This window comes from Mycetohabitans sp. B46 (assembly GCF_037389205.1).
In the GTDB taxonomy this organism is placed as follows: Bacteria; Pseudomonadota; Gammaproteobacteria; order Burkholderiales; family Burkholderiaceae; genus Mycetohabitans.
Window position 1 is genome coordinate 34504 of record NZ_JADBGL010000013.1, and the last position, 18113, is coordinate 52616.

Genomic DNA, 18113 nt, shown 5'->3' on the forward strand with positions numbered 1-18113 from the left:
ACCCACGGTCTGCTCGTGGCACCGGTCTACTTACCAACATAACCTTATATGCCTCGCCCCATTAAAGTTGAGGCATTGGCCGGTTGATACGCCTTTTTGTCGGCACGCTTGCGTCGCCCCGTGCGATGTCGCGCAGCTTGTCCACCGGCTTATGCTACCCGCCAACGATCTCACACTTACGACGTATCGCTGCACGTCTGCCCCTACTTTTCGTTAGCCTGCTGCACAGCTTCGCTACACGTGGTGTCTTTTTTACCGATCACTGATGAGTTTGCCAATGGACTTCGACTTGAATGCCACTTTAAACCCTCACTCCAGCTACGTATGTGCAGGGCAGACTGGCCAACAGCCTGCCGCGTCAGCGCCGCCACGACCACCTTCCGACGACGCGTTGACTCACTCTTCGTCCACTCGACCGACCACGTATGACGACCTGCCGTCCGAACTGATTGCCCGGATCGGTGACTGTGTACCCATCCAAGACGTGACGCCGTTCGCCACGGTCGATCGCCGCACGTATCATGCGATGCAGGCTAGGCGCCTCGTCCACCACTATTGGCAGCGGGCACACCAGGCCATCAGCTTGGCGTCAGTCAACCAGCTGCTGGACGAAATAGGCGGTGCGTTGAGCAATCCAGCGCAGCATGTCGAGCCTATTGATGCGCTGAGTCAGCGTCTGCAAGCGTTACCAGAAGCCGAGCGAGTTGATGCGTTCAAGCGGGTGTTTGCAGCTGCAGAGCGTATCCCGCAGGACGGCGTGCGAATACAAAAAGCGCTGTTACGCACCTTTCTTGATTTTCCTCGGAGCCAGCGTGTTGAGTTATTCGACTTCGCTTACGCGATGGCGGAACGGCGCGCGCCCGGGCAAGACAATATCTGGTCAGAACTGGCTAACAGTTTGCAGTCTTTTTCGTTCCGCTCACCTTTTGTCGAGCAGCGTTATCAGGCGCTGTTGGTTCGGCTTGCGTCGATAAAGGTATCCGAACAAGCGAAGCTCATCCCGGTATTATCGAATTTGCTACGTTACTTTAATAAGACAGACCCACGCGTCCTTGAACGCTATGCGCTCTTACGCGAACACGCGCTACAACTGCCGCCCTCCCATCAAGGCGCATCGGTCGGCATGTTAGCGAATTGCGTACAGATTTTTCCGCAAGCGGAGCAGTTCGCACAGTACACGCAGATGCGTGATTGGGCGCTGTCGCTGCCTGACGAGCAGTGGGGGATTGCCTTGCGGTATTTGCCTGGAGGGCTTGAAGCGCTGTCGCCCGAACAACGCGCGCAGGAGGTGACGTTGCTTGAGGGTCATTTAGCGCGCGTGCCTATGTCACAGCGTGTTTCAGCGGCGTTTGGACTACTCAAATGCCACGCGTTTTTAAACGATGTACAAGCAAAGCGGGCCTGGCGGCAAGGTTTGAATCTACTGAATGGTGCGGGCGAAGCCGCTTTATGGGATTTGCTTATCCAACTTCGGTCCGATTGGGTGTTATCTGAGTTAAGCAATTTCAGATGGGAAATGGCAGTGGGTGAGATGACTCGCTTTATGGAGGCCAGCCAGTTCTCCGAGCCGGCGCGGGCGCGATTCCAGGCCAATATACATTGGCTCAGAAGTGAGCCAATAATATTTATTGAGACTGGGTCCAGCATGCTTCGTTGATCCCACGCCGGAACAGATACCGTCGTGCCATCGGCACGCTGGCAAGGGTTCGTCGTTGTCGTCATGCAACCTGAGACCGCCGCGCGATGCTCGCCCGCAAGAATCACGAAGCCGGCAACGCCAGCCTCGTGTGCGCGCAGTGTGGCATCTGCCGACCAACACTTCGCAAATGGCTACGTCGCTATCAAGAAGCCGGCGAAGCAAGTTTCCCATCCCAAAGCCGCTGTCCACACCAAAGTCTAAGCCAGAAGGTTTTTGAGGCCGATCGAGCAACGATCCTCCGACTGCGTGCCGAGCACAAAGGCGACTCGCCGATTAATGATTTACGGCACTATGCCAAATCACGCGCTTCGATACCATGGCAACAGCCAGCGGGCAAACCGTCTTTGACCTCAACACAGCCGCACATGCCAAATCTTGGCGGTCCGCAATTTTATCCTATTGTATTGATGCAGCAAAGCCATTGAAAACGACTTTGTGCATGCCTGATCAGCAATGGTTCGGAGAACCGTTCACCCATGCATTATATAGTCGGCGCACTCCTATCCGCGTCTGCCCGGGTGGCATTGTGAACTTAGGCTTTCTCTCGTTCTCGATACGCTCAGCATGGATTTCAATACCACACCACCGCCGAACCCTCACAACGCCGCCATCTATGCGTCCATCGACTCGCACAGGAGCGGTCCTAGCAACTCGCCCCCAAGCGGTTTTTTCAGCGTCGGGGACTCCAATACGACTCAGCGTCAGGCGTCAGCCCATTCTTCTGGCATCGCGCCTATGGAGCGCGTTAGCGCGTTCTTAAAGACACTGCGTAAGAAGAACGTCGAAATTGAAGCCCGCATAGGCGCGTTGCGTGAGCTGTTGGATGGGCTCAATAGCGACGTTGCGAATCCAAACATCCTATTGGCAGCACTAGACAGGCTGGCCATGTCTGGCATCAGTGGGCTTCCTTTTGAAGCGCAAACGGAAGCATTTGCGCACATCTTTGCTGAGGTAGTGAAAATTCCGAACAGTCAGGCACTGCAGGACAAGATGATTCATCATTTTGGACCTGACTATCATGTGGTGAGCACCGCGGGGCTGGGCTCCTATCATGTTGTGCCGGCTGAATCGATGATCGCAATGTTCGATGCAATTCTCAACCGCACGATCGCTGGTCCATTGGAAGAGCGGCGCAAGATACTGCCATTCCTGGCGCTGCAACTGGACTCTTCTCATTGGACCGGGTATCAGAATTGGGCAGCTGTCCCTGGACGGCCTTATAACCCGAGGCCTGAGTTGCCAGCACGATTTGATCGGCTGCTGAACGAAATGACGCGGCTGGACGACCTCGGCCGAGCGGAATTAAGCGCGGAACTCGCCAACCAATTGTTTTTGCTTCATTGCCTGGATCGCACTCTTGTGCTGAACCGACATCAGCGTTTGCTCAGTTACGTCGAAGCGCTTCCTGAAAATCTTCAAGCAACACCTCGCAAGGCGCTGGGTCGTGCGATTCGATGGCTGCCAGAGCACACACGCCTTGCTACCTACGAATCCATGCTCGAAGCAGCCAAGCGGTTGTCAATAGGCAAAGGCGAGGCGCTGTCAGGCTTGCCCGAAGCGCTGGCGGGCTTAACCGCCGCCGAACAAAGCCGAAAGCTGCAACAGTGGAAGTATGAAATCCTGCCGATGTTGGATTTATCGGATCAAGAACCGATCGTTGCAGGATTGATCGAAGCCTTTGGCAACTTGGCCGAGGGAAACAATCCCGAATTTGCACTGGCGCTGGCGCTTGATACCTTTGATAGGACGTCTGGTGGCCAGAACATGGATAAAGACAGATTTAGTAGCATAATTTTAGAGATTCGCTGCAACCGAAAGCACATGTACTCTCCCGAGACACTGGGACGTATCCTCGATCTAAGTAGCGGTATTCCACCGTCCACACGTGAAATACTTCTCCTCGACCTTGAAGAGTGGCTAGACTTCAAATTTTTTCATAAGGAGTTGGGCAAACCGGAACAGTTATTTTTGCCGATACAGGATCGCATGGAGCGAACGCGCCAAATTGGCACCTGAACCGCTACTTAACCTTGACCCTGACCCATCACCAGTGACATGGTGGGAAGATCCCGACCGACGGAAGGCGGCTGGTCATACAGATGGCGAGCGCCGTCGGCGACCCATCGTCGATTGGATCAAGGCACGGCTAGGCCGGCGATGAGATAATGCCCATTTGGCGACGTGTATGGAAAAAACTGACGCAACCTGACCATGCGACTCGCCAATTAACGAGGTCAGAACCGTCTGACAGGCTGGAAAACGCAGTTGTAAGAGGGCGTCGTCAATAATTTTAAAATTGAGCTAGCAAACCGGCGTGTCGTTTGATGTGCCGGCAAGCAGCGTCGCGGTAGTGGGCTAAAAAACATAAATGCCGACTTGACGCCCCCCTGTCGTTGCCCCGCTTGCATCGCCCGCTTGTCATACCGTGGCTTATCCGCCGGGCTTGTGTTACCCGCCAAAAACCTTGCGCTTGTGACGTATTGCTGCGCGCCTGTGCCCACTTTTCGCTAGCCTGCTGCGTAACCTCGCGACGCGTGGCGTCTTCTTGACTTCTTGCTGAGCTTGCCAATGGACTTCGATCTGAATGCCGCTTTAAACGACTATCAGGCCTATATCTGCGCGTTAGAAGCTCGCCCGACACCCGCTGCGTCGGCGTCCCCACTGCCGCAGCCGCTCAGCGCCGCGTGGGCCAACCCTTCGGCCAAGCGGCCCACCACCTACCAGGACCTGCCGAGCGAAGTCATCGCGCGCATTGGTGACTACGTACCCGTCCAAGACGTGATGTCTTTTGCCGCCGTCGATCGGCGCACCTATTATGCGATGCAGACCAGGCGCCTCGTTCACAGCTATTGGCAACGAGCACAACAAACGGTGCACTTTACGTCGATCCACCGCCTGCTCGATGAGATGGACGACACGCTCACCGATCCGGCGCAGTACGCTGAACCCTTGGCTGCGCTGTGCCAACGTTTGAAAACGCTGAAGGCCGGGCGCACCAACGTGTTTAAGCGTTTATTCGCAGCCGCGCAGCGTATCCCGCAAGACGGCGTGCAGATACAAAAAGCACTGTTGCTCATGCACCGGGATTTCACCTATGAGCTTGAATGGATGGAACTGTTTGACTTTGCCTACGCGCTGGCCGAACAGCGCGAGCCCGGGCAAGACAATGTGTGGCCGGAACTGGCCCTTGGGCTGTCAAATTTCTCAATCGATACACCCGAGACCCCTGAGTTTGCTCAGTGGTATGACGCGCTTCTGGCACGGCTGCCGTCATTGAGCGTAGCCGAGCAAGCGCAAATCATTCCCACATTAACCCTTTTACTAGATAAATTTAGTCAAGCAGACCCGCGCATCCCTGATCTCTATACGCTCTTACACGACTACGCGTCACGCCTGCCCCCCTCTCATCAAGGCGCATCGGTCGGCGCGTTGGCAAGCTACGTGTGGCAATTGCCGGAAGCGGAACAATCCGCGCGGTATGTGCAGATGCGCGATTGGGCGCTGTCGCTGCCCGACGACCAGTGGGGGGTTGCGCTGCAGCGTTTGCCTGAAGGACTGGGTAGTTTCTCACCTAAGCGACAAGCGCAGGAGCTGGCGTTGCTGGAGCGCTATTTGGGGCGCGTGCCGACGGCGCAGCGCACGCAAGCAGCAGTCGGGTCAATTAGAAGTATCTATTTCATCAATGACACGCTAGCCAAGCGGGGATGGCAGCAGGGATTGAGTCTATTGAATGGAGCGAGTGAAGCTGCTTTATGGGAAGTACTGAGCGAGCTTCGGGCCAATGGGGTGCTATGGCACCTGAACAATCGCCAATGGAAAGTGGCAATGGGTGAGATCATGCGCTTTATGAAAGCCAACCAGTTTTCCAAACCCGCTCAGGCGCGGATCCAAGACAGTGCGGCCTGGCTCAGAAGTCGGCCAGATTAACAGCCACAGCAGCTTAAGTACATCAATCGTTGGACAATTCCACTGCATCGAGGCGGCGGTGCTATGCGTCGCCAACCAGACACTGATCTAGGCGAGAATGCTCGCCATGAAGAGGTGTCTGATGACGAAGCAGCGACGTACGTTTTCCCCGGAATTCAAACAGCAAGCCGCCTGTCTGGTGCTCGAGCAGGGCTATAGCCATATGGAGGCGAGCCGTTCGGTCGGCGTTGGCGAGACGGTACTGCGTCGCTGGGTGCACCCGCTTCAGCAGTAACGTCAGAGCATCACGCCGCAAGGCAAGGCGATCACGCCGGATCAGCAACGCATTAAAGAACGCGAGGCGCGTATAGAACGCCTCGAACGTGAGAAGGCCATTTTAAAAAAGGCTACCGCGCTCCTGTCTGTATGCGTACCGGGAGCGTGCCAAACACGTTGATGCCGAACGCATGGCGTTGCGTAGCCGAGTTCACGAGCTATTCGTAGAGAGTCGCAGTTCCGCCAGCAGCCGCAGTCTCATGGGCATGATGCGGAAGGCAGGCACGGCGATTGGCCGTTTCAAGGTCAGTCGCTTGATGGAGGAGCTGGGACTGATCTGCAAGCAGCCTGGTGGCCATGCGTACAAACAGGCGACGGTTGAGCGGATCGATATTCCGAACCATCTCAACCGTCAGTTCGAGGCTGATGCGCCTAATCAGCTCTGGTGCGGCGACATCACGTATGGTACGCCCAGCCAGCGTAGCCCGCCCGCATGGGGGTGGCGCTGCTTGAGCATGTTTGGAATGCAATACCCCGGAGAAGTTGACGTTGGGGTATGCCCTTCCTTTGCTGCGAGAGGAAGTGAGCCGAAGCGGCGGTGACTTGCCGACACTGGCAAGGTGACGTAGTCCGTGGGAAACGGGGCTTGCGGCGAAGCGGTTACGCCAAGATGAGCCTCCAGGCTGAGCATGGGACGGTTGAGGAACACGAACCTGTTAACCCGCATCTGAGGGTTGAAATGTCACCTCTGCCCACACCGCTTTATGGGCAGAACGCGGACTGTTGCCGGTTACACGTATGGCCCGGCAGCACGAGGGCTGACTGGATATGTATGCTGGTCGGCAGGGAACCACGGGGAGCGCGCAGCTAGACCGTGGTGTTCTCGACGACTTGCGGCAAGCAAGGATAAAGACTGCGACAGGCAACCTCGCCCATGCGTTGAGTCCGACATGTGAACTGGGAAAGGTCTGCACGGATGCCAAGGGAGTGTGCCCCCGATGACGTGCAGGCTGGCGGAGCCTCCGTAGTAGTCTGAGGTCGGGAGAGCCGGCCACACGGCGAAGGGAGGCAGTTGAAGTGGTTTGCTTAGTTAATTAACTGACCATAGTGAGGTGAAGACCTTTGATAATCAGTGAAATGCAAAGCAAACTGGCGACGTGGTCAACGGAGAACAAAGAGCGCAAGTTCAATCGACTCCTGAGACTGATTGCCGATAGAGATTGGCTGAGCGAAGCGGCTCGCATTACGCTGGTATCCAGCGGAGCTCGCACGCCGGGTGTGGACGGAGTCGACAGAGGCACGTTGGAAGCAAATCTCCAGCATGAACTGGCGAGGATACGCGAAGAACTGCTGGCGGGATCGTATAGTCCGCTGCCCGCACGACGCGTGTACATACCGAAAGCGAACGGCAAGCTCAGGCCACTCGGCATTCCGAGCCTGCGGGATCGGATCGTACAACGAGCCATGCTGATGGCGATGGAGCCGATATGGGAGAGCGATTTCCATCCGGCTTCATATGGTTTCAGACCGGCCCGTAGTGTTCATCACGCGATTCGCACGGTGAAGCTTCAGCTACAAGACGGTGGCAAACACAGTGTCGCCGGACGCTGGGTTATCGAGGGCGACCTCACCAGCTACTTCGACACCGTTCATCATCGTTTGCTTCTGAGGGGAATCCGTAAGCGGATCGCCGACCAGCGCTTCCTTGCTCTGCTCTGGAAGTTCATCAAGGCGGGCTGCGTTGATCGTGATCTGTTTCGTGCCGCGAGTGAAGGCGTCCCCCAAGGCGGTGTCATCTCGCCGCTGCTATCCAACATCATGCTGCACGAATTCGATGCGTGGATGGAAAGGAACTACCTGAGCAAAAAGGTGCGCAAAGATCGGTGGACGTGGAACTTCGCCATTCTCAAACAGCGTCCGATTACCGTGCGAGAAAACCGCCAGTGGAAACCAGCTGTCGCCTACTGTCGGTATGCAGATGACTTTGTGATCGTGGTCAAGGGAACTCGTGAACATGCCGAGGCAGTGCGCGAAGCATGCCGTGAGTTTCTCGAAGGCGGCCTGAAGCTCACGCTGAATATGGAGAAGACCCATATTACACACGTGAACGACGGCTTCGTCTTCCTCGGTCACCGCATCATCCGCAAGCGTGGACCGCGTGGCCGCATGCGGCCTGTAACGACCATTCCGTGGGAGAAGTATCGAGGCTTTGCCGCGAGGCTGGTCAAGCAACTGTCGGGCAACTATGGCATGAATCGGATGGATCTGATGGAGAGCCTGAACCGGCAGATCGCCGGCTGGGCTGCCTTCTATCAATACACCGACTTCACGGCCACCATGTTTATAAAACTGGACCGCACGGTCTTCTGGAAATTCAGCTACTGGCTCGCGCGCAGGTATCGGCGCGGGTTCAGTTCGCTGATGCGTGACTACATCCGGGCACCAGAACCGGGACAGGCTACGACATGGGTGCTGCAAGGCCAAAACAGTCGAGGTTGGTATGGGGTGGTGGCGCTTCGGCGTCTTGTTACCAGCCGGAAGGGCCAATTCAGGTGGCGTACGCCGTCGGAAAATCCGTACATCATGTGCGATGAGGCCCGGAACACCATCGAGTCGCGCTATGCCGATGTCGCCTTTGCTATGAGCAACGCTTGAATGGAGAGCCGGATGCGCTGAGAGGTGCAAGTCCGGTTCGGGGAGGAGAGGCAGGGAGATAGTTCGACTACGCCCTGCCTCTTACTCCACTCTGGGCGCAAGGCCGTTGGCATTCTCTGGCGGCGGTGCTCGAGCTGTTCACGCGGCGGGTTGTTGGCTGGGTGTTCTCGAGGCGTCCGGATGCCGACTGGGTCGTGCAGGCGTTGGAAATGGCCTATGAGCAGCGTGGCCGAGCGCAAGGATTGCTGTTCCACTCGGATCAGAGCGGTCAGTATGCCAGCCGGAAATTGCGTCAGCGGCTGTGGCGCTATCGGATAAAACAGAGCATGGGCCGTCGCGGAAATTGTTGGGACAATTCGCCGATGGAGAGGTGGTTGCGCAGCTTTAAGACAGAATGGCTGCCACCAGTGGGTTACATGTCGGTACAGGAAGCACACCGGGATATCAGTCATTACCTGATGCACCGGTACAACTGGATACGGCCGCATCAGTTCAATGACGCACTGGCTCCGGCGGTTGCGGAAGAAAAACTTAATGCAGTGTCCGGAATCAGTTGACCACTACAGAGAGGAATCGGGAGCATCGGCTGTCGGTCCAAACCGGATTCGGGGATCGACAGCACGGATCGACGGCTCGGCGAACCGATTACGAGTGCCCGCTGGCAGGCAGCTTCCAGGCGGTCCTTGCCGTACTTGCGCGAGAGCGATAGCAGTCCGAGGCACGCGCGGTACCCCATCTCGGGGTGCGGCCGGTTGGCCAGCAAGTCTCGAGGCCGCGCGCGTGATGCTGCGGCTGTATCCGGCCGACGCGATGGTGGCCGTAACGCACGCCCGCTGAGGGCCGCGGCGCCGGCTTTTCCGAGGAAAGCCGACAATTCCGAGCTCGCGGGACGGCTTTTGCGCTCGTCGAGGCAAACATCCTCGTAACAGTAGTCCCCCAGGCGCGCTCGTTACGAGGCATGACCACGCACGATCCGCTCAAGGCATGGAGTGCAGTCGCCGTCCATGTACATACGCGTATTTACATAAAGCGATGGATAGTCTATAGTACATCCGCAGTACACACATCAGGAACCGCTATGCATACCACCCGCGTTTTCAAGAATGGCAACTCGCAAGCCGTTCGCATTCCCGCCGACCTTGCTTACGACCGGAGCGATGTCGAAATCGAAATTGAGCGCGTAGGCGATGAGATCCGTATCCGTCCGATGCGTCGTCCGCTGACTGGAGTGCTCAAGAAGTTCGCGAAATTCGGGCCGGATTTCATGGCTGAAGGCCGCGGCGAGCAGGAGCAGGCTGAGCGCGAAGGATTGTGATGCCGCGTTTTATGCTCGACACGAACATGTGCATCTACCTGATGAAGAATCAGCCTGAAGAAGTCGCGAAGCGATTTGCGCAGTGCTACGTCGGGGATGTGGTTATATCCGCAGTCACCTACGCTGAACTTGAATACGGCGTCGTAGTGTCTGCGAACCGAACTCGCGAGCGCCGCAATCTCGCCGCCCTAATCGAAGATATTCCTGTGGCCCCGTTCGACGCTGCCGCAGCAACGGCCTACGGGCCTGTGCGCAAAGCGACGAGCGAGCGCAAGAAGGATGCTCTTGACAAGCTGATCGCCGCACACGCGATTGCCCTGGACGTTATTCTCGTTACCAACAACGAGCGCGACTTTGCCAGCTATCCCGGTATCAGGCTCGAAAACTGGCTCAACAAGTAGAAAACTCCAACATGTTTATTAATCTCGAAATTTGGAACGAAGAGCCTCGCCACGACAAGGGGAATGAACAGGGTATGTCAATTGTCGTTGCCCCGCCTGTCATACCGCAGCTTATCCGCCGACTTATGTTATCCGTCAAAAACCTCGCGCTTGTAACGTATCGCTGCGCGCCTGTGCCCACTTTTCGCTAGCCTGCTGCGTAACCTCGCGACGCGTGGCGTCTTCTTTCCTTCTTGCTGGGCTTGACGATGGACTTCGATCTGAATGCCGCTTTAAACGACTATCAGGCCTATATCTGCCCTTTAGAGGCTCGCCCGACACCCGCTGCGTCGGCGCCCCCACCGCCGCAGCCGCTCAGCGCCGCGTGGGCCAACCCATCGGCCAAGCGGCCCACCACCTACCAGGACCTGCCGAGCGAAGTCATCGCGCGCATTGGTGACTACGTGCCCGTCCAAGACGTGATGTCGTTTGCCACCGTCGATCGGCGCACCTATTATGCGATGCAGACCAGGCGCCTCGTTCACAGCTATTGGCAACGGGCGAAACAGGCGGTGAGTCATGAGTCAATCAGCCAGTTGCTCGATGAAATGGACGGCACGCTCGCCAATCCAGCGCAGCACGTTGAGCCCATGGAGGCCCTGTGCCAGCGGCTGCGAGCATTACACAGCGCAGATCGCGGCGATGTGTTCAAGCGTTTATTCGCAGCCGCGCAGCGTATCCCGCAAGACGGCGTGCAGATACAAAAAGCACTGTTGCTCATGCACTGGGCTTTCACCTATGAGCGTGAATGGATGGAATTGTTTGATTTTGCCTACACGCTGGCCGAACAGCGCGAGCCCGGGCAAGACAATGTGTGGCCGGAACTGGCGCTTGGGCTGTCGAATTTCTCAATCGATACACCCGAGACCCCTCACTTTGCTCAGTGGTATGACGCGATTCTGGCACGGCTGCCATCATTGAGCGTAGCCGAGCAAGCGCAGATCATTCCCACATTGACCCGTTTACTCGATAAGTTTCGCTCGGACAACCCGCGCGGTATGCGCAAATGCGCGATTGGGCGCTGTCACTGCCCGACGACCAGTGGGGGGTCGCACTGCGGCGTTTGCCTGCAGGGCTGGATGGGTTATCGCCTAAACAACAAGCGCAGGAACTTGCGTTACTCGAGCGTTATTTGGCGCGCGTGCCCGCAGCGCAGCGCACGCAGGCAGCAGTCGGGATAATCTTCTGTCTTCATTTTATGAACGACTCGCTGTCAAAACGGGTGTGGCAGCAGGGACTAAGTCTACTGAACGGTGTGGATGAAACTACTTTATGGAAAGTATTGAGCGAACTTCGGAACGAATATGTGCTATGTAGCCTGTGACCTGCCCCCTTGGTTAGGGCCAGCCGGCTTCTAGCAAAGTCCTTTTAAACCAGCTCCTGGAAAGCGGCAGGAGCATCCGCTGTTGCCCGATATTTCGCCGCAAACTGTGCGGGCGAAAGGTAATTCAGTGCGCTGTGCGGCCGTTGCTCGTTGTAGTCCTGGCGCCACGCGGCAATAAGCGCGCGAGCGTGCGCGAGACTCGTGAACCAGTGTTCGTTAAGGCATTCATCGCGGAACTTGCCGTTGAACGATTCGATGTAAGCATTCTGCGTCGGCTTGCCCGGCTGAATCAATTTTAAGCTCACCCCGTTAGCATACGCCCATTGATCAAGCGCCCGGCCCGTAAATTCCGGTCCCTGGTCCGTTCGCAGTGCTTTTGGATAGCCTCGGAAACGCGCGGCGCGCTCCAACACTCGCGCGACATACAAGCCGCACATGCCGTAGTCCACCACGATATCCACGGCCTCTTTGGTGAAATCGTCCACGATGGTCAGGCACTTCAGACGCCGCCCATTGGACAGCGCGTCCATCACAAAATCGATTGACCACACCTGGTTTGGTCCGCTTGGCAACGCCAACTGCTCGCGCTCAATCATGACGCCGTGGCGCCGTCGACGGCGCCGTACGGCAAGCCCCGCTTCACGATAAAGGCGATGCACGCGCTTATGGTTCGCCTGGATACCCTCGCGCTCCATCATCGCGTGTAATCGCCGATAACCGAACCGCCGACGCTCGTGCGCCAGTTCCACCAGGCGAGCCCTCAACACATCATTCTCGTGGTCCAGCTTCGCTTCGTAATGCAACACGCTGCGAGAAAGCCCGACAAGCCGGCAGGCGCGGCGCTCGGAGATATTCACCTTCTTGCGAATCGCCGCGACTGCTTCGCGCTTGGCTTGCGGGCTCAGGGCTTTCCCTTGACGACAACCTTTAACGCTTGCATATCGAGCATCGCCTCGGCCAGCAGCTTCTTCAGCCGCGCGTTCTCGGTTTCCAGCTCCTTGAGCCGGCGCGCTTCTGACACCTACATGCCGCCAAACTTCGCGCGCCACGTGTAGAACGACGCGTCACTGAACCCGTATTGCCTGCACAACTCTTTGGCCGGCCTGCCGGCCTCGGCTTCCTTCAGAAAACCGATGATCTGTTCTTCCGTAAAGCGCTTCTTCATGTTCGTCTTCTTCTCCGAAAACGAACTTTACTAAACTCCGGCCGGCCCTGTTTGCCGGGGGCAGGTCACGCCGTTGAACCCTTGGCCCACGATTTCCCAATACAACCTCGTCGCGTTTTGGCAGCCTTCATGCCAGCGCTGGGCAAGATACGCTCGATAGGGATCCAACTTGCTGGCAGCTGCTGGCCGTTGCGCCCGCTCAGGGAACCCATCGGCGTGGATCCAATGCCGCACCGTACGCCGCTCCAATGCCGTGATGCGCGCAATCGCGCGTATTGCCATCCCACTTTGATGGTGGCGCATGATCGATTCATAACGTGCGAGCCGCGCTTCGCGCCGCTGCGCTTGTTGCTCCTTTGCGCGCGATGTGGTTGCCACACCGGGCAAATTCGATTCGATCGCTGGCAATGCGGCAGACGCGTGCTCGTGACCGAGCGAGCGTGCAACTTCGTGGATAGGCCGCTGGCAACGGTTCAGCGCGCGTTCAATGGCCTCCCCAAGATTCTTCAATAGATGCCATCGATCGGCCACTTGTATGGCTTGCGGCGCGCCACGGGTGATGCCTTCGGCATAAACACCAGCGCGATCGCGAGACACGATTCGGATTGCGCGGTTCCGTGTTAGCCAGTTCGCCACCGATGTCGCATCACGATCAGGCAACAAATCCAATGGACGCCGTTGCTCGATGTCGACCAGTAGGGTGCCATAGCGATGAGCGCGTTTAAATGCCCAGTCATCGACACCAATAATGGTAGGGGGCGATGTTGTCGCGACATGCTTCTGACCGCTGCGTTTGAGCAAACGAAGTATCGTTTCGCCGCTGATCGACATGCTAAGGCGCTGCGCCAGGCGCGCACCTGCGGCACCACTGAGCGCCAAGCCCACATGCCATAGCACCGTCTGTGCTCGGGCTGTGCGACGCTGCTGACGCGCGCCGAATGGCGCAAGGCATGGGGCAAATGTTCGCCGGCAACACTTTGTGTTATCGCAACGAAAGCGCCGCACATGGATTTCCAGCGTGACGCGATGGCCGCTACACGGCAGGTCCTCAACGTGTCGTCGGTACCATCCGTGTATCCGGGAGCTTGTCACTCCACACGCCGTGCACTGTGCAACGAGCCATTGATGTTTCAGTGCAACGATGAGCCGATTGCCAATCCTCTCCCATCCGACAATACGCATGCCGGGAGCGGGCAACAGGCGTTGAAGGAAGGAAAAATCCATGCCGATTATCCGAATAATGCGATACCGGCTTGATCCTCATTGCCACCTGCAGGTTCACACAAAGTGGGGAAGAGCCACTTCTAAGTTGCTGTTGACAGTGGCGCACTGCGACCACGTAGACGACAACGAGACGGCCTCTATGAAGCATTGCAACAGAGAGGAAGCTTATTGACAGGAATTAGACGATAAAAGGGTTTACCGGCTCTATCGTGAGCAGGGGCTGTCATTGCGGCATAAGAGGCCGCGGCGAAACAAGGCGGCGCGGTTGCGGCAGCCCAAACAGATCGTGACCGCGATCAATGAAATCTGGAGTATGGACTTCGTCGCTGACGCACTGTTTAACGGTCGGCGTTTGCGCACGCTGACAATTGTTGACAACTATACGCGCGAATGCTTGGCCATCGAGGTAGGTGCCACGCTGCGTGGGGAAGACGTCGTGGCGGCGCTGGATCGCATCGCTGCTAGCCGGCCGTTACCGCGCTTTATCAAGGCGGACAATGGCAGCGAATTCATCTCTAAGGTGCTCGACAAGTGGGCGTATGAGAGGGGCGTTGAAATCGATTTCTCTCGCCCTGGCAAGCCAACTGATAACGCGAAGAACGAGTCGTTCAACGGGCGCTTGCGTGACGAATGCTTAAACGCGCATTGGTTCTTATCGCTCGAAGACGCCAAGCGCAAAATCGAGACTTGGCGCCAGTACTATAATGAGGTGCGTCCCCACTCTGCACTGCAGTGGATGACGCCCGCCGAATTCGCCCGTCAGTGCAGGCCCCGGGCCGATTCGGCCCACCCCGAAGAGCCGGAAATTTCCACTTTAGAACGGCCCTAATTTAGGGGTAGCCTCAGATTGCCAACTTCGTGCCACAGTGAACAGACGGTGATGACGCAACGCTTACGTGCCAGCCGCACGCCGCAGATCCTTGTCAGGCACTGCGGCGAGCGCGTGCCACAGCGCCGCGCGGCGATTGCCCGTGAGGCTCACTAGTGCGTTGGCGTCGGCCAACGCTTGCAGATCGCGCCGCGTGAGCTGCGCGCGCCGCGCCAGATCCGTCACATCCGCAAAGGGCCGCACCGCACGAGCCAATTCGATGCGCGCGACCGCCTCCTCTGCTAAGCTGCGAATCAGCGACAGGCCCAGCCGCACCGGCGCCTCCAGGTCTTGCCCTTGCAGCGTGCTGCCCCAGTCGCTCACGGTCACATCCACTGGCAGCACCTTGACGCCATGCCGACGCGCATCCTGCACCAGCTGTGACGGCGTATAAAAGCCCATCGGTTGGCTGTTGAGTAGCGCGCACAGAAACGCAGCCGGCGCATGGCATTTAAGCCACGCGCTCGCGTACACGAGCAGCGCGAAGCTGGCCGCATGGCTTTCCGGGAATTCCATGTCTCCCGATGTATAGTAAAGTGGTAGTGTGTACAATAATAAAAGTTTAACCAAGTCCAGCCCAGCTCGCGCTGGCCACCACCGGAGCGAAAACGATGCGGCCTGAACAGATGACGCCCGCCGAGCGCGCGGCACTCGAACGCCTGATCCAGTACGCCCAGAGCGACACCGGCCAGGGCCGGCGCGTGGCCGATTTCCTGTTGACCTGGTGGAATGCTGGCCAGTGGGGCGGCTTCGACCTGACCAACCTGTGGGGCGTGGACGACGCCATTGCCGAAGACATGGGCATCCTCTTCCGCTTGGTCACGGGCGCCAACAGCTACCCCGACACGCTGGGCTATGGTCCGCAATTCGAGGCCATCGTGCACGCCTGGCGGCCTGAACTGATGAACGAGAGCCATTGACGGAGATTTCACCATGGCAACCGAGACCATTGACCAAAAGACCCTCACCCAACTCGTGGAAGCCGGCGCCGTGCGTGCGGCGCATGTCGTCGGCCATGGCAACGGCTGGACCATCGCGGCCAAGTACGGCCTGACCGAGCGTTTCCTGGCGGCCAAGCGCGGCGACGTGCGCGTGTTTCGCAAGCTCGAAACGCTGGTGGCCTTCCTGCGCGAACTGGGCATCAGCCGCTTCGACGTGGACACAGCCGGCTTCGATCCGGCGTCGGCCGAGCGCACCACACGGCCCGACCGGTCGGCCGCGCTCAAGGAAGCGCACGCCGCACGGGCCTATGACAAGTGGTTCCGCGACCAGGTGCAGCAGGCGCTTGATGACCCGCGCCCTTCCCTTCCCCACGCCGAAGTCAAGGCCGAGTTTGCCGAGCGCCGCGCGGCGCTGCGGCAGCGGATCGCGAAGCGCGGGGGTAACGCTTGACCTTGGCGCTGCACTGGAACCCGAGGGCGCGCGAGGATCGCGCCGCAATCATGGACTACATCGCCGAGGACAACCCGGTGGCCGCGCTTGAGCTGGACGAGCTGATCGAGCAGAAGGCCGAGGCCTTGCCGGAGAATCCGACGCTGTACCGGCCGGGGCGCGTGCGCGGCACGCGCGAGGCCGTGGTGACGGAAAACTACCTGATGGTCTACCACGTGACGGACAAGCGCGTGGAGATCCTGCGCGTGCTGCATGCGCGCCAGCAGTGGCCAGCAAAAGGATAAGCCCCATGTCGAATCCGAAGCCACTGTGCCTGACTCTCTACAACCCGTCGACCTACATGTACCACTTCTACCGCGTCGGCAAGGACGGGCTGGTGCGGTTTCGGTCCTTTGGACCGGCTGAGCCCCGGCCGAGGATCGATGCCCAGCGCTTTGCCCGCGTCGCGTAGCGCGCTGCGCGGCTGATAGGTGGTCACCGCCGCCGTGAGCGCCGCTTGCTCGTGCCCATACTTGCGATACAGGTACTGAATGACTTCTTCGCGACGTTGGTGCTCAAAGTCGATGTCGATGTCCGGCGGCTCATTGCGCTCGCAACTCACGAAGCGCTCAAAGAGCAGATTCGAGCGCGCCGGATCCACTTCTGTGATCCCGAGGCAGTCGCACACGGCGAAATTGGCCGCCGAGCCCCGGCCTTGACAAAGCATATCTTGGCTGCGCGCAAAGTGCACGATGTCGTACACGGTTAAAAAGTACGGCTCGTAGCGCAACGTCGCAATCAGCGCCAGTTCGTGCTCAAGCTGCTGCTGTACCACCATCGGTATTCCGTTTGGAAAGCGCCGATGCGCGCCTAAATAGGCCTGCTCACGCAAATACGTTGTTGCCGAATGACCGTTGGGAACAAGTTCTTCTGGGTATTCATAGCGCAGTTCATCCAACGAAAAGGTGCATTGGCGGGCCAGATGAACGGTGGCCTCCAGCGTGTCGCGCGGGTACACATTGGCCAGCCGCAGTCGTGCACGCAAGTGCTGCTGCGCATTGGGCGCCAAATGGTAGCCACATGCCGACACGCTCTGACCCAGCCGGATTGCGGTGACCACATCTTGCAGCGGCTTGCGCGAGCGCACGTGCATGCGCACCGCCCCAGTGGCCACCACCCGCACACCATGTCGGGCCGCCACGCGTTGCACGACACCGCGGTGCAGATCATCCATCGCCTGCGCGTGCAACGTGAGCGCGACGGCCACGCGTGAGCCAAAGCGTGGCGCGGCCCACGTCAGCTGCGCGGCCAGCTGCGCTTCGTGCGCCGGATAGTCCGGGTGGAGAATCACCAGACAATGCGGCAACGCGCACCCATGCCGATCAGCTGCGTCAGCGTGGGCGAGGTCATCGCAGGACAACCGATACGTGCCTTTGTCGCCGCGCAGGCGGCCAAGCGTGATGAACTCGCACAGATTGCCATAGCCGTCGCGATTCATAGCCAGTGCGCTCAGGGCCATGGCAGGGGTAGCCTGGCCTTGGGCTAAGCGAAACTGCGCGCCTACGATCAGCGGCAGCCCCACCTTTTTCGCTTCCAAATGCGCGCGCGCATCGCGGCGCAGTGCCCGGATACCCCGAAAAAGCCGCAGGCTTGCGCTCACGTCCAGCAGCACGCACGCCTCGTCGGTCACCACGACATGAGGGGTAAAGCGCAGCATCGCCATCCCGACGCTGTGCTGTAGCGCCGCTTCGCGTAGGCGATCACGCTCGTGCACGCGCACCTGCGGTGCAAGCGCCAGCACGCCGCCGCGGCGCATATAAGGGCGCGAATGGGGCGTCAATAACATCACAACAGCCAATCATCTTTGAGA

Annotated in this window: 11 protein-coding genes and 9 pseudogenes; 15 read left to right on the top strand and 5 right to left on the bottom strand. The window is 58.4% G+C overall.

Features of this window, described 5'->3' with window-relative positions; genetic code table 11:
- Window positions 1–625 precede the first annotated feature (625 nt).
- From IHE30_RS13060 to IHE30_RS13090, 7 genes and pseudogenes are all read left to right on the top strand, one after another.
- The gene (locus tag IHE30_RS13060) at window positions 626–1657 is read left to right on the top strand and encodes a hypothetical protein (RefSeq protein ID WP_337691188.1); all 1032 of its coding nucleotides are present in this window, start codon (window positions 626–628) and stop codon (window positions 1655–1657) included.
- 86 nt (window positions 1658–1743) lie between these two features.
- A pseudogene (locus tag IHE30_RS13065) lies at window positions 1744–1986 on the top strand (helix-turn-helix domain-containing protein); the annotation flags it as partial.
- Window positions 1987–2263: 277 nt separating this feature from the next.
- A complete protein-coding gene (locus IHE30_RS13070) occupies window positions 2264–3715 on the top strand; it encodes a hypothetical protein (RefSeq protein ID WP_337691190.1) in 1452 nt (483 codons plus the stop codon).
- A 537-nt stretch (window positions 3716–4252) separates the two neighbouring features.
- Window positions 4253–5626 carry a hypothetical protein gene (locus IHE30_RS13075; RefSeq protein WP_337691191.1) on the top strand — a complete coding sequence of 458 codons (1374 nt, stop codon included), beginning with the start codon at window positions 4253–4255 and terminating at the stop codon, window positions 5624–5626.
- 121 nt (window positions 5627–5747) lie between these two features.
- A pseudogene (locus IHE30_RS13080) lies at window positions 5748–6345 on the top strand (transposase); the annotation flags it as partial.
- Between the two features lie 673 nt (window positions 6346–7018).
- On the top strand, window positions 7019–8536 hold the full coding sequence (gene ltrA, locus IHE30_RS13085; RefSeq protein WP_443193671.1) for a group II intron reverse transcriptase/maturase: 1518 nt from the start codon (window positions 7019–7021) through the stop codon (window positions 8534–8536).
- An 80-nt stretch (window positions 8537–8616) separates the two neighbouring features.
- Window positions 8617–9093 (top strand): annotated as a pseudogene (locus IHE30_RS13090) (DDE-type integrase/transposase/recombinase); the annotation flags it as partial.
- Here IHE30_RS13090 and IHE30_RS13095 read toward each other — a convergent pair.
- A pseudogene (locus IHE30_RS13095) lies at window positions 9024–9305 on the bottom strand (hypothetical protein); the annotation flags it as partial. The pseudogenes IHE30_RS13090 and IHE30_RS13095 sit on opposite strands and share 70 nt — an antisense overlap.
- A 309-nt stretch (window positions 9306–9614) precedes the next feature.
- On the opposite strand from IHE30_RS13095, the gene IHE30_RS13100 reads away from it, so the two are divergent.
- From IHE30_RS13100 to IHE30_RS13110, 3 genes and pseudogenes are all read left to right on the top strand, one after another.
- Complete coding sequence (locus IHE30_RS13100) at window positions 9615–9851, top strand: antitoxin (protein WP_041754719.1); 237 nt, start codon at window positions 9615–9617, stop codon at window positions 9849–9851.
- The gene (locus IHE30_RS13105) at window positions 9851–10252 is read left to right on the top strand and encodes a type II toxin-antitoxin system VapC family toxin (RefSeq protein ID WP_337691197.1); all 402 of its coding nucleotides are present in this window, start codon (window positions 9851–9853) and stop codon (window positions 10250–10252) included. Before IHE30_RS13100 ends, IHE30_RS13105 begins: the two co-directional genes overlap by 1 nt.
- 233 nt (window positions 10253–10485) lie before the next feature.
- Window positions 10486–11615: pseudogene (locus tag IHE30_RS13110) on the top strand (hypothetical protein).
- Between the two features lie 44 nt (window positions 11616–11659).
- On the opposite strand, the pseudogene IHE30_RS13115 reads toward IHE30_RS13110, so the two are convergent.
- Window positions 11660–12780: pseudogene (locus IHE30_RS13115) on the bottom strand (IS3 family transposase).
- A 30-nt stretch (window positions 12781–12810) separates the two neighbouring features.
- A complete protein-coding gene (locus IHE30_RS13120; RefSeq protein WP_337691259.1) occupies window positions 12811–13962 on the bottom strand; it encodes an ISL3 family transposase in 1152 nt (383 codons plus the stop codon).
- Between IHE30_RS13120 and IHE30_RS13125 the strand changes: the two genes are divergently transcribed.
- Entirely contained in the window at window positions 13906–14037 is a 132-nt protein-coding gene (locus tag IHE30_RS13125) for a hypothetical protein (RefSeq protein WP_337691263.1), read from the top strand. The two genes, IHE30_RS13120 and IHE30_RS13125, sit on opposite strands and share 57 nt — an antisense overlap.
- A 145-nt stretch (window positions 14038–14182) precedes the next feature.
- Window positions 14183–14833: pseudogene (locus IHE30_RS13130) on the top strand (IS3 family transposase); the annotation flags it as partial.
- 75 nt (window positions 14834–14908) lie between these two features.
- Here IHE30_RS13130 and IHE30_RS13135 read toward each other — a convergent pair.
- Window positions 14909–15394, bottom strand: a pseudogene (locus IHE30_RS13135) (helix-hairpin-helix domain-containing protein); the annotation flags it as partial.
- An 89-nt stretch (window positions 15395–15483) separates the two neighbouring features.
- On the opposite strand from IHE30_RS13135, the gene IHE30_RS13140 reads away from it, so the two are divergent.
- Genes IHE30_RS13140 through IHE30_RS13150 form a run of 3 tightly spaced genes read left to right on the top strand, consistent with a single transcriptional unit; the run spans window position 15484 to window position 16548 of the window.
- Window positions 15484–15792 carry a DUF7673 family protein gene (locus IHE30_RS13140; RefSeq protein WP_337691199.1) on the top strand — a complete coding sequence of 103 codons (309 nt, stop codon included), beginning with the start codon at window positions 15484–15486 and terminating at the stop codon, window positions 15790–15792.
- A gap of 13 nt (window positions 15793–15805) precedes the next feature.
- A complete protein-coding gene (locus tag IHE30_RS13145) occupies window positions 15806–16264 on the top strand; it encodes an antitoxin PaaA2 family protein (protein WP_337691201.1) in 459 nt (152 codons plus the stop codon).
- Entirely contained in the window at window positions 16261–16548 is a 288-nt protein-coding gene (locus IHE30_RS13150) for a type II toxin-antitoxin system RelE/ParE family toxin (RefSeq protein WP_337691202.1), read from the top strand. The genes IHE30_RS13145 and IHE30_RS13150 overlap by 4 nt, the downstream gene beginning before the upstream one ends.
- 131 nt (window positions 16549–16679) lie before the next feature.
- Here the strand turns inward: IHE30_RS13150 and IHE30_RS13155 are convergent.
- A pseudogene (locus IHE30_RS13155) lies at window positions 16680–17849 on the bottom strand (error-prone DNA polymerase); the annotation flags it as partial.
- Window positions 17850–18113: the final 264 nt, after the last annotated feature.